The 12,823-nt window shown below is 57.6% G+C and carries 9 protein-coding genes; 8 read left to right on the plus strand and 1 reads right to left on the minus strand.

Going from position 1 to position 12,823, the window contains the following annotated elements; genetic code table 11:
• The first annotated feature begins 10 nt into the window (after positions 1–10).
• From HDG34_RS35910 to HDG34_RS35935, 6 genes are all read left to right on the plus strand, one after another.
• Positions 11–2,083, plus strand: a complete 2,073-nt coding sequence (locus HDG34_RS35910) for a hypothetical protein (RefSeq protein WP_184068018.1) — start codon at positions 11–13, stop codon at positions 2,081–2,083.
• A gap of 377 nt (positions 2,084–2,460) precedes the next feature.
• Positions 2,461–4,707, plus strand: a complete 2,247-nt coding sequence (locus tag HDG34_RS35915) for a polysaccharide biosynthesis tyrosine autokinase (protein WP_184068022.1) — start codon at positions 2,461–2,463, stop codon at positions 4,705–4,707.
• Positions 4,708–4,762: 55 nt separating this feature from the next.
• Positions 4,763–5,881, plus strand: a complete 1,119-nt coding sequence (gene gmd / locus HDG34_RS35920) for a GDP-mannose 4,6-dehydratase (protein ID WP_184068023.1) — start codon at positions 4,763–4,765, stop codon at positions 5,879–5,881.
• A 45-nt stretch (positions 5,882–5,926) separates the two neighbouring features.
• Positions 5,927–7,309, plus strand: coding sequence for a hypothetical protein (locus tag HDG34_RS35925; RefSeq protein WP_184068027.1), 1,383 nt, complete (start codon positions 5,927–5,929; stop codon positions 7,307–7,309).
• A complete protein-coding gene (locus HDG34_RS35930; RefSeq protein WP_184068029.1) occupies positions 7,294–8,460 on the plus strand; it encodes a glycosyltransferase in 1,167 nt (388 codons plus the stop codon). The genes HDG34_RS35925 and HDG34_RS35930 overlap by 16 nt, the downstream gene beginning before the upstream one ends.
• A gap of 38 nt (positions 8,461–8,498) precedes the next feature.
• Positions 8,499–9,557 (plus strand): IS630 family transposase, encoded by a 1,059-nt coding sequence (locus HDG34_RS35935; protein ID WP_184068032.1) that lies wholly within the window; start codon positions 8,499–8,501, stop codon positions 9,555–9,557.
• A gap of 170 nt (positions 9,558–9,727) precedes the next feature.
• Here the strand turns inward: HDG34_RS35935 and HDG34_RS35940 are convergent, their stop codons facing one another.
• The gene (locus HDG34_RS35940) at positions 9,728–10,678 is read right to left on the minus strand and encodes a GDP-L-fucose synthase (RefSeq protein ID WP_184068035.1); all 951 of its coding nucleotides are present in this window, start codon (positions 10,676–10,678) and stop codon (positions 9,728–9,730) included.
• A gap of 394 nt (positions 10,679–11,072) precedes the next feature.
• Here HDG34_RS35940 and HDG34_RS35945 point away from each other — a divergent pair, with 394 nt between their 5' ends.
• Together HDG34_RS35945 and HDG34_RS35950 are read left to right on the plus strand one after the other, a co-directional pair.
• Complete coding sequence (locus HDG34_RS35945) at positions 11,073–11,594, plus strand: hypothetical protein (RefSeq protein WP_184068038.1); 522 nt, start codon at positions 11,073–11,075, stop codon at positions 11,592–11,594.
• A complete protein-coding gene (locus HDG34_RS35950) occupies positions 11,591–12,751 on the plus strand; it encodes a DegT/DnrJ/EryC1/StrS aminotransferase family protein (protein ID WP_184068042.1) in 1,161 nt (386 codons plus the stop codon). Before HDG34_RS35945 ends, HDG34_RS35950 begins: the two co-directional genes overlap by 4 nt.
• Positions 12,752–12,823 lie beyond the last annotated feature (72 nt).

The raw sequence follows: 12,823 nt of genomic DNA on the forward strand, positions 1-12,823 counted from the left end.
TTCTGAACGTATGGCCGACTTCCAGGAAAAGTTGCGGTTGGCGGGAGACGCGCTCAAAAACAGACGTGGAGCCTTGAGGAGAATCATGGCCGCCTGCTTCGGCCTGTCTGGCGCAGCTGCACAAGCGGCGCAGCGGCAGGCATCGGGACTGCAGCCGTCGCACACGCAGAGCGGTTCGACCTCGATGCAGCCCGTGAGCGACTTGTCGCCCGACGACAGGGTGATAGTCAGCAGGTCTTCGCTCGCATACACCGAAATCCGACACCTCGCTGAATTTGTGCTTGCGCAAGGTCCGATTCAGGGCTACGCCAGCTTGCGTGACTACGGCGGACCGCTTACGAGACTGCTCGTTTTCCAGCACGCTGCGGGCGAACGCGATTTGGATGCTGCATATTATTGGCTCGATCCTACCGACGTCTTGAGCCGGGACAATGGTGGCACAGTGCTGGTTTCGAAGAGCGGAAAGCGTTGGAAGCGCGTATTCGAGGGCGACATCCATGCCCGATGGTTCGGTGCACGCGGTGACGGCACGACGGATGACGGTGACGCGATCAATCGCGCCGTCGCATTCGCAGGATCGCTCTATGCATCGACGGGCCGGACTCAGTGCGTTGTGCTTGATAACGGCACGTTCTACCTTGCAGCCGCGCGCGGAACGCTGGCCATCCCTTGTCACGACGATGGCACGGTTAAGCAGGGAAAAGGCAGGAGACTCCCGTCTGAGCCTGCCGTGCGACAGCCCTATTGCGTAGGCGTATGGCCGGGGGTCAAACTATATGGGCATAACGCCGTGGTGAAGGGCAACTATCGCTACGGCATGGCGGACGCGTCGCAGCCAGTCACTTTCGGCTTGCTAGACCAATTCGACACGGCGATGGATGCAGGGCTCGAGAATCTGACATGCGTGGATTGCTTCATGGCTTTTGGCGCCCTGTCCGCGACGCTCGCAGGCTGCATCTTTGACAGACTTCACTTTGTCGGCTGCGGGGTGGGTATCTATGCGGCTGTGCTGGAACAGTGCACGTTCAGCAATATCGAGGCGCTGCGCACGGGCGTCCCTGTTCTTGTCGGAGGGCAATGGGTCGATCGCAACGACGACTACAACGAACGAGGCGGCTTCGCGGACAAGTGCACCATCATCAACGTACGTAACATCTATGACCGCGTCTATGGCGACGATGAGCGCAGGATCGATCAATGGTTCGATGCCACGTTCTTCAAGTCAATCAACAGCGAGCGCAGACTCAGCGCGCCGACTAATGCCGCGTCACCGGCCAGGGCGTATCCCTATCGGGGCATTTGCGGATTCTGCATACGCGTCATGGCGCGCTATGCGCGCCCGTCGAATAGCAATGTCTTCATGCAAATAACGCACGCTTACTCGCCGCGTCCAGCGGTGCTGGTTGATGCATGCCAATCGGCTGTCTTCAACGGCGTTTATATGGAACGCGTCGGCTATCGCGACCATCGCAAGCGAACCGGTGCCGTTGGCGCCGGATGGGACGATCCTTACCTTGGTCATGGCGTCCTCGTCCCGGGGTTCATCGGAGAACTCGACGTCTCCTCCTGCGTTTCCGGTGTCAACATCCAGCAGTCTTTCGGCGTTTCGGTCGTTCGATCTGACGGCCCTGTCGGATCCGTCCAGTCATCGGACTGTGTTTTCAAAGAACCGCAGCCTCGCTACACCCTGCCTGCCACCACATTCACCGACGATGTGACGATACGCAGTGGAGCGCTTCGCGCATTGGAGGATGCCAGGCATCGGATCGGTGGATTGGGCCTCTACACGGTGCATTTCGATGGCGGCAGTTTCGACACTGAGATTTCCTGCCCGAAGGACGAAGAAGGGCATGCAGTCATGGTGTTGGTGTCACGCGATGCGAACCGCGTAGAGAGCGCGTCGTCCGGTCTCTATCTGCTGCAGCTTTCGCGTAATAGTACGAGCGCTCCGGTTGGAACGCTCGTGTCGGGAAGCGATGTCCTGCGTTTTGCTGTAAGTCCGCGGAACACGCTGGAACTACGAGCTACTGTCCATGGCGCACACCACGTCGTGATGATCGGCAACCGGCCGTTCGAGATTTAGACCGACCCCGCATCTGAACGCCTCTTCAAGCAGCACTTCGTCACCGCTGGCAGCAAAACCGATTAATGAAACGAATTTCCAACCCACGACACCAAGGGTCACGCTACTGGCCAGTGGATCGTTTCATTCTAAACCACCGTCCTATCATGCCCGACAACATCTTGGCAATTTCGGTCTCGACACGGCGCAAGCAGCAGGCTTATCTAAAATAGACTGCGGCGGCGAATGTTCCGCATTCTCGAATTTCAGTCATTGAAGTAGTAGCAGAGTACCTGTCTAAATGGACGCACGGTCAACGCGTCGCGTCGTCGCTCCCGTAACTGGTTGCCCCTGGCGTTATCCCGCTGGCGGGCGCAAAGCACTCCACCCGAGAAACCATGGCCTCAAGGAAACAGATCACGCGCGATGGTCCGCTGCAGGGCGACGAGATCTCCATCTCGGATTACCTTCGCACAATCGGCGAGAGCTGGCGTCTAATCGGCATGATCGCGCTCGGCATTCTCGCGCTGGGATCGTTGTACGGCCTGATGCATCCGACCTTGTACCGGGCCGATGCGCTCATACAGATTGGCACACCCGCGTCCAGCTCTCCCGAAGCCGAAGCGTTGGGCCGGCTCGCCTCGATATTCGATTCGAGGGTGAAAGCCAGTGCAGACGCCGAGATGGAACTCATTCGCTCACGCCTGGTGGTCGGCGAGGCGGTGCAGCAACTGAATCTCCAAACTACGGCGCAACCTCGGTACTTCCCACTTATTGGCCGTTGGATCGCGCGACTCCGCAGCGGATCCGCCAGCATGAAACCCCTGTTTGGACTGCGGCAGTTCGCCTGGAGCGACGAGTCGATCGAAGTATCGAAATTCGATGTTCCTCATGCTGCAATCGGCCACGAATTCATCGTAAAGGCGAGACAGGCCCCGTACTTCAAGTTGATTGCACCTGACGGCAAAACGCTCGGAACAGGAGAAGTCGGCCACGAGCTGGTGGTGCCTTTCGGCGACGGCAAGGTGCATCTTCTCGTCAATAAGTTATCCGCTTCTCCCGGCGGTGAATTTACACTGAAGTCAAGTTCGATAGAGGCCACGATCCTCGCGCTGAAAGATGCTTTGGTCATTTCAGAAAGAAAGTCGCAAACCGGCATGATCGGTGTTGCCCTGGAGGGACCCGACCCGGCGCGCACTGCGGACATCGTCAATGCGGTTGCTCAGCAGTATCTCGCTCAGGATCTTGCAAGGCGTACGTCCGAGGCCGAACACTCGCTTCTCTTCCTCGAGGGTCAATTGCCGAAGCTGCGGGACGAATTACAGCAAGCCGAGGATAAGTACAACGCTTTTCGTAATAGCAATGGAACCGTCGATCTGAGTGTGGAAAGCCGGTTGTTGCTGCAACAGGTTGTCGATCTCGATACCGCCTTGCGCGGACTCTTGCAGCAGCGCGACGACATCTCGCAGCATTACAAGGAGGGTTACCCGCTACTTACGGCGGTGGACTCGAAGATCGCCCGATTGCAACAAGACCGCGAAGCGCTGAGCCAGCGTGTTGCCAGTTTGCCGGATAAGGAGCAAAACGCAGTGCGTCTGATGCGCAACGTTCAGGTCGACACAGACCTCTATACGAATCTCCTGAACAGTGCGCAACAGCTTCGTGTCGTCAAGGCGGGCAACGTAGGCAACGTGCGCATTGTCGATCTCGCGGTGCCCGCCGAGAAGTCGAGCAAGCCTAACTGGCAGGTACTATTGTCGTTGTCTGCCGTGCTTGGGCTTGTACTGGGAATCGTCACCGCGTTCCTTCGCAAGGCGGTGTCTGGTGGAATCGAGCGAAGCGCCGAGATCGAGGCAGCCCTTGGAATACCCGTTTGCGCTGTCGTGCCGCACAGCGAACGGCAAATTCGTTTGCAGGAGGCAATGCGCCGCAAGGCTCCGGGCATACATGTGCTTGCTGCGGTATGGCCCGGGGATGTCGCGGTCGAAGGCGTGCGAAGCTTGCGAACAGCATTGCAATCGATCGGATCGGAAGTCAGGAACAATGTCGTGATGATCACAAGTTCCCGTCCCGGGGTAGGAAAGTCGTTTGTCGCGGCCAATCTTGCAATCGTGTTGGCGACAGGGGGGAAAAAGGTGCTCCTGATCGATGCCGACATGCGCATGGGCGACATACACAGATCCTTCAACCCGGCTGGCGGCCCCGGCTTGACCGAGTTGCTAAAAGGTGCGGCGTTTGACGACGTGGTCGTGCGCGATGTCATGAATGGCGTCGACCTGATCCCGCGCGGGGGCGAGACGCCAAACGCCGCGGACTTGCTCACGACCCGGAGACTGAGCGAGATACTCGATGTTGCATCGCGGCGGTATGACGCTGTCGTCGTCGATACGCCGCCTGTGCTTGCTGTCACCGATGCAACGCTGATCGGCCGGCAGGCCGGTACAACGCTGCTGGTCGTTCGGCACGGTCGGCATCCGGTGGACGAACTGTATGAGGCGCTCAACCGGTTGCGCAGTAGTGGCGTGAACGTGGCAGGAACTCTCTTTACCGATGTTCCGCTCGACAAGGCGCGATACGGTTCAGGCTACGGCAGGTCGGACGGGTACGGCAAAAGCGGCGGCGAGTCCAATGTCAGGACAGCCTGAACGAATCGCAAGAAGTATCACGCACAGCGAAGTATCAAAACAAGGAGAAGGAACCATGTCGAACAAGGTTGCACTGGTCACCGGTATTACAGGCCAGGATGGCTCTTATCTTGCTCAATTCCTGCTCGACAAAGGATATGAAGTGCATGGCGTCAAGCGGCGCACCTCGCTCTTCAACACGGATCGCATCGACCATTTATACGAGGACGACCATGCGTCGCAGCGCCGCTTTCATCTTCACCATGGTGACCTGACCGACTCGTCGAGCATCTTGCGAATTATTCAGCGGGTGCAACCGGATGAGATCTATAACCTCGCCGCGCAAAGCCATGTTGCGGTTTCGTTTGAAGAGCCTGAGTACACGGCGAACGCGGACGGCCTGGGTGCGCTGCGCATGCTAGAAGCCGTGCGAATTCTGGGCTTCGAGAAGACGGCCCGGTTCTATCAGGCGTCGACATCGGAGTTGTTCGGACTCGTGCAGGAAGTGCCGCAACGGGAGAGCACGCCTTTTTATCCGCGCAGTCCGTATGCGGTAGCGAAGATGTACGCGTACTGGATCACGGTCAACTATCGCGAGGCGTATGGCATATACGCTTGCAACGGCATTCTGTTCAATCATGAATCACCCGTTCGGGGCGAGACGTTCGTCACGCGCAAAATTACGCGCGCCCTTGCACGTATTGCAATCGGTTCGCAGAATTGCCTTTACCTTGGCAATTTGTCGGCGAAACGCGACTGGGGACACGCGCGCGATTACGTCCAGATGCAATGGCTCATGTTGCAACAGGACGAGCCGGAAGACTTTGTCATTGCATCTGGCGTGCAATACAGCGTGCGCGAATTCGTTCAGCAGGCGGCGTGCGAACTCGGCATCAAGCTTCGGTTTGACGGAAGCGGAGTCGATGAAGTCGCGATCGTCGAAAGTGTGAGCAGCCGGGAATGCCGGGTCGCGCCCGGGACGGTCATCGTGCGAGTGGATCCTCGCTATTTTCGACCGACAGAGGTCGAGACCTTGCTCGGCGATCCGTCGAAAGCCCACGCGAAGCTGGGATGGGCACCGACCGTGACGTTCGGCGCTCTTGTCAGGGAAATGGTGTTGTCCGACTATCAGATCGCCAAGCGGGATGCGCTGATCACGCTGGCTGGCTACAGGGCGTTGGAGCATCACGAGTAAGGACGAAGTTTGGCCGAGTCGGCATGTAACTCAGGAGCGTGTGGAATGTCGCCGCGTTTCGTATTTTCACTTGCAGTCTTTACGGTCTTCGCGGCAGGCTTGGCGCAATACGCGGATCAGGCGCTTGGCGCGCTCGGCACCGGAGCAATCAACGTCTGGAACTTAAATTCGGCCGCCATGGATGACGCAGGTGCTGTCAAGTACGTGAAGGACGCGAGCATCGCCTTGATCGGAGTCGGGTGGCCTCTTGCGCTCGGTTTGAATCGCTTTCGGGGGGGAATGCGCACGTTTATTCTGATGTTCTTCACGTGGATTCTTTGCATCGTATCGGTGGGACTCGTGCCGTTCATCGCAGGTTGGACGCCATTGTTCTTCCTACCTGCGGGATTGCGCTGGGTTCTGCTGATTCATGCGTCATTCGGCCTGTTTGTGTTCGCGAGTTTGCTGCCGGCCGAGAAGCGGGGACAAACGGCCCTCGTCCTCGCGTTGCTCGCGCTTGCCGCATTGGACTTTTACGTTGTCCTGCGACAATGGATACAACTCGGACAAATACAGCAAGTTCTATTTACGCAGGATCGGTACACGGGCCTGTTCAGTAACGCGGCGCTAGCAGGCATGTATGCGATTTCGCTTGCAAGCATGGTGCTCATTCTGGACCGCGCCCGGCTGTGTTATCGGCTTATATTGCTCTGCCTCGCAGTCGCGATTGCCGTCTCTTCGGGAACGCGATTCGCTATGCTCAGTATCGCGTCCATCGTCGGCGTAGTAGTTTGGGAAACGCTTGCGGGACGGCTGAGCCGTAATGATCGGATGCTGCTGGTGGTGACTGCGCTACCGATCGCTATTTGCCTCGCAATCGTTGGCTATTCTCACATGGTGGAAGCGGTCGGCCGCGGTGATGTGCTGACTGATCAACTCGACGAAGGCGGTCGTTTATCCAACCTCGGGAAGATAGCGGAGCAGTTGTCAGAGGCAACGCCGGGAGAACTCTTTTTGGGGCGGGGCCTCGGCGTAGGCACTAACACAGCCGTCATGCTCCTCCAGCGTGCGGGCGTCGACCCTGAGCAATACCGGTTCAACCAGATCATCGATAACGCCTTCGTGACGATGCAGTTTCAAATCGGAATTGTGGGTATGCTAATTTTCGCGACGGGTGCGACGGCCTTTTTTTGGCGCATCCGTCCGCGTCATTCGAGGCGTCAGTCAGTTCGATATGTGGTGTTCGTTGGGATCACGATTGCAGCCTGCATGGACGTCAACCTGTTCGAGCAGTATCCACTGGTGACGACGCTGATGCTCTGCTTTGGGGACATCTACGGGTGCTCTCTCGGCGCGTATTTGTCCACGCGTCGATCACGTGGCGTTGACTTGCGTGGCACTGAAGCAGGAGTCGCTGACGTGGAGCAGCAGAAATGCTTGTTTTCATAGCGCCGTACAGCGCCTCTAATCGTGGGGCGAATGTGAATCTGGGCGCCGCACGCAAGGTGGAGTTTTTTCTGGCGTTGGCATCGCAACTTTCCAAGGATGTTCTTTTGATCAATACGGGCCACATAGAGGCAGGATGGTCACGTAGAAAATGTCGGGATTCCGTCATCGGCACGCAACGCATTCGGGAGATTTCGCTTCGCTGCTACCCTGTAAGGCCCATCGGCAAGCTGCTGAACCTCTTCGAAGTCTTGGCGCTGAGCGATGAGATAGCGAAGGTCGGCAAGCCCGAAGCCGTATGGATCTATAACGCGTACGCGTTCGAGTCGATGCTCGCTCGCGTGCTGACGCACCGGTTCGGTGCGCGTCTGATCCTCCAGTTCGAAGATTGGCTGCTTTCTCGTCGCCGCTGGCATCCGAAGCCGTTGCTCGACTTCATCGCATGGCGATACGTGTTACCCGCTCCATCGTTATGTCTTGCGGTTAACGATCACTTATCGACACGCGAACATCAACGCAGCGGTTGTCCCGTGGTGCTGTGTCCGGGCGTGGTGTCGGACGATCTCATTGAAGCTTGTGGACAGCGGCGTCCATTCTCGCGAACGGCAGATGCTAGAACGATGGTTGGCTATTTCGGTGGGCTGAGCGTCGAGAAGGGTGCTGACGTGGTTCTCGACCTGATCCGGAAGTCCGGCGGACGCCTCATGTTTCACGTCTGCGGAACGGGTCCTCTGGCACGCGAGTTCGTCAGGCTGTCCGCCGAAGATTACCCCGTGCACTTCCACGGTCGGGTGGACGAAAGAGTCTTGTTCAAATTGATTTCCGACTGTGACGTGCTGGTGAACCCGCATGTTTCGATAGAGAAAATGGGTAACGGGGTCTTTCCTTTCAAGGTTGTCGAATATGTCGCGTCGGGAAGATTGGTCATTTCCACCGAACTTCCCCCGATGAGCATGAAGGAGATTCACGACGCCATATGCTTTGTTTCCGCGGATGCAAGGTCCATCGCCGATGCGTTGGCAAACGCAGAGCAGACGTATCGCCGCAAACTCATGAGCATCGAGCGGGCGATGAAAGCAGCCGCCCAACTTCTGACGCGGGACGCGCTAGAAAGGACGATATCCAGGGCTTTGAGCAGTCGAATCAAGGACTAGTCCATTGAACCAATGAAATTGCACTGAGCTAATAGTGCATGGGAAAAATGAATCTGAGTGAAAGCGAGCGCGACGAGCTGATGTCGATGCAGCGCAGCCGCGCGATGGCCGTTGGCCAGGTGAGGCGTGCGCGGTTGATCTTGCTGCTCGACGAAGGAGCCTCGCGTGCGGCGATCATGGCGGAATTGCGTTGCGATTCGCGTTTCATTACAACGTGGCAAATGCGTTTCACCTGTGAGCGTTTGGCTGGGTTGTACGGCAGACACCCGGGCCGGGCACCGCGACCTGACCTGGCGGTCCTTGAAGCGAGAGTGCTCGACTACACACTGCGACGTAAGCCGGCCGACGGCTCGACACACTGGAGCAGCCGCAAACTGGCGGCACAGTTGGGCATGGCCTTCGTGACGGTGCAGCGTATTTGGCGCAAGCACGACATTCGGCCACATCGTCTCGATACCCACATGATGTCCAACGATCCCGACTTTGAGGCGAAGGCAGCCGACGTGATCGGGCTGTACCTCAATCCGCCGTTGCATGCGGTGGTGTTCTGCGTGGACGAGAAGACGGCCATCCAGGCGCTGGATCGCAAGGACCGGATGTTGCCGCTCTCGCCTGGACGCGCCGAGAGCCATGGCTTTGAATACAAACGCAACGGCACCCTGAGCCTGTTCGCCGCATTGAATGTTGCCACCGGTGAGGTGCTGGGCGAAACCGCGTCACGCCATACCAGTGCCCAGTTTGTTGCGTTCCTCACGGAGGTGGTATGGGCACAGCCGCGCGGAAAGGAGATTCACGTGATCTGCGACAACGTGAGCAGCCACAAAACCAACGCCGTTCAAACATTTCTGGTTGACCATCCGAAAGTGTCGATACATTACACCCCGACGTATTCGTCATGGCTGAATCAGGTCGAGAACTGGTTTGCACGCATCCAGCGCGACGACATTGCGCGTGACGTATTCACCAGCACCAAGGATCTCAACAAAAAGCTCATGCGTTATATCTGTCAATACAACAAGCAGGCGCGCCCATTGAAATGGAAGTACTCCGATCCATCGCGGCGAATCCGGTGCAATTCATCCGGTTCAACGGACTAGGCCGACGCTTTGATCAAGCCGCTCTAACCGGAATGACCTGTCGTGGCCTTGAAAGTGACATGATTTGCTGGCATTGAGGGACAGGAACCGCAGTCGGCAGACGGGTACCCTGGATACCAGGGGCGGAACTTCAATCCGTGGTGCAGGATCGCGCACGCCGCGTGAATTCGTCAGGCGCTGGCGAGCCCGGTACGCTGCACGTCATTCTCGAAGTCGGCGTAGGTTGAGGCGATGCCCTCTCTGAGCGTAATCGTGGGCGCCCAACCCAGAGCGGCGAGCTTCGATACGTCGAGCAACTTTCGCGGCGTCCCATCGGGCTTCGACGAGTCGAATCTCAGCGATCCAGAAAAACCGACGACATCGCAGATCAGTCGTGCGAGGTCGGCAATCGCTATGTCCTTTCCATATCCGACATTAAACATGCCCTCGACCAGGTCGTTGCTCAGGAGGACGAGAACCGCGGACGCCAGATCGTCTACATGAAGGAATTCCCGTCTCGGCGATCCGGAGCCCCATACCGGGAGCGATTCGAGTCCGTTCAGCTTTGCCTCGTGCGCCTTGCGGATGAGCGCGGCCAGCACATGGCTGCCTTGAAGATCATAGTTGTCGTTGGGGCCATAGAGATTCGTAGGCATCACCGATATGAAGCGCGTGCCGTATTGCTTGTTATACGCTTCACAAAGCTTGTGACCCGCGATCTTTGAGATGGCATAGGCCTCGTTGGTTTGTTCGAGAGCGCTCGTGAGCAGGTAATCCTCTTTTATGGGCTGAGGGCAAAGCTTTGGATAGATGCACGATGAACCGAAGAAGACGAGCTTCTGCGTGTGACTCTTGAATGCTGCATGAATCACATTGGTTTCGATGACGAGGTTCTCGTAGAGAAACGAAGCCGGCTGAGTCGAATTGGCATGAATTCCGCCGACTTTGGCTGCGGCCAGGAGGACGACGTCTATATGCTCTCGAGCGAAAAAATCCATCACGGCGCGCTGATCCAGCAAGTCGAGCGACTGTCGCGAGGCCGTGATCACGTGATCATATCCGGAACGGGCAAGGCGCCGAAGGAGAGCCGAGCCGACCATTCCCTTATGTCCGGCGACATAGATGCGAGAGTTTCTGTTCATGTGAATGGCCAATAGTCGAGAGAGACACGTCGGTCGGAACGTGAGTTGCCCCGCCACTTGATTCAAAGGGCTACGACGTGCGGTTTCATCAGCTTAGCAATGCATATGGACCATTCAAGGTCATGGCGGACGGTGCCAATATATTGGCGCGGTCCGTGTGCACCTCTCCGCGTTCGTTGCCGAGGATATAGAGATGCGCGAGGTGACGCTGCAACGTAATACCCCGGTCAGCCAACTTCATTCCGTATTCGGCCATCTGACCGTGTGACCGCCGAACCGATCCTATGCTTCGGGGACGCATGAAGGACCTCCGTGGGCCAATTTATGTCGTAAGCGGCCCTGCTCCCGGAAGGTTCGGTGTGTCGGGATACTACCGGCTCTCTTCGAGGAAAAAATGGAAGCTCTACCGATAACGGGCAACGCAGAGGTCGTTCATGACTCGAATTTCGAAGTAGTCTCGTTCGAAGGTGAAACGCTCGCCATGATCATCCGGGATTCGTTCTCGAGAAGTGGTGTGAGTTTCTTTACTCCTAAGGAGTTTCCTCAGCAACTCGCGTACATGGAACATCCCGCCGGAAAAGTGATCGACGCGCATCTTCACTGCAAGTTGGTGCGGCAGATCGAATGGACGCAAGAGGTGCTCTTCGTCAAGCGTGGCCGTGTCCTGGTGAAGTTCTATACGCCCGATAAGGACTACCTGTCGAGCCGTGTATTGTACGCGGGCGATGTCATCTTGCTGGCGTCGGGCGGTCACGGCTTCGAGATCCTTGAGGACGCGTCTTTCTTCGAAGTCAAACAAGGTCCCTATATGGGAGAGCAGGAAAAATTGCGCTTCGCGTCCGCAAACCTGAGCCGATGCAGTGAAGCGAGCAACGGCCCGGGCGTCGAGCTTGAAGTTAAGGACGGCGCGCGATGATTCCGGTCAACGAACCCCTGCTCGACGGAAAGGAGCGCGTCTATCTGAACGAATGCATTGAAAGCGGGTGGATTTCTTCGGACGGGGCGTTCGTCGAGCGTTTCGAACGTGCGATGGCGGGTTACGTCGGCCGCAGACACGCGATTGCCGTCGCGAACGGCAGCGCTGCGTTGGACGTGGCGGCGGTGGCTCTGCGGCTCGGTCCCGACGACGAAGTTATCATCCCCACGCACACGATCATATCGTGCGCATCGGCCATTGTTCGCACCGGTGCCCGCTTGAGACTGGTCGACTCAAGTCCGGATACGTGGAACATGGACGTGACGAAGATCGAAAGCGCTATCACGAACCGGACACGGGCGATCATGGCCGTGCACACTTTCGGTCTGCCGGTGGATATGGCTCCGTTGCTGGATATCGCAAGGAAATACGGCCTCGTTGTGATCGAAGATGCTGCGCAGGCAATCGGACAAACCTATAACGAAGCGAAGTGCGGCAGTTTCGGCGATATATCGTGCTTCAGCTTCTACGCCAACAAGCACATCACGACGGGGGAAGGGGGCATGATCGTCTGCGACGACGACGAGCTGGCTACGCGCGCGAGAAGTTTGCGGAACCTGTGTTTCAAGCCAGAGAGGCGATTCGTCCACGAAGAGCTTGGCTGGAATTATCGGATGAGCAACCTCCAGGCGGCTGTCGGGCTAGCGCAATTCGAGAAGCTAGATGCGCACGTCGCGCGAAAGCGCGAGTTGGGCCGCCGCTACGAAAGCCTTTTGCGGGGAGTGCCGGGAATCGGGATGGCGCCGGTGGCATTGCCATATGCCGAGAATATCTATTGGGTCTTCGGTATGGTATTGGACGACAGCTTGCCCTTTGATGCCGACGAGCTCCGGTCCATGCTGGCAGAGGCAGGTGTCAGCGCGCGGCCGTTCTTCTGGCCGATGCACGAACAGCCGGTTTTTCTCAAGCAAGGGATGTTCAAGGGAGAGAATTTCCCGACTGCCGAACGCATGGGTCGCAGGGGATTGTATCTGCCGAGTGGTCTCGCGCTTACCGAAGCACAGCAGGACTACACGGTGGGCGTGGTGCGCGACATGCTGGGCACCGCCTTTTCGCGAAGTTTCCGCAACAGCAGGTCAAGTTCAGCGCGGTGCTGACCGACTGCTCGCCGCAGCAAATATGGCCCGTCACGCAACGGAACAAACACTTGATCCGGGTGGCAGGTGGTG

It is taken from the genome of Paraburkholderia sp. HC6.4b (genome assembly GCF_014200875.1).
GTDB classification, from domain to species: Bacteria; Pseudomonadota; Gammaproteobacteria; order Burkholderiales; family Burkholderiaceae; genus Paraburkholderia; species Paraburkholderia tuberum.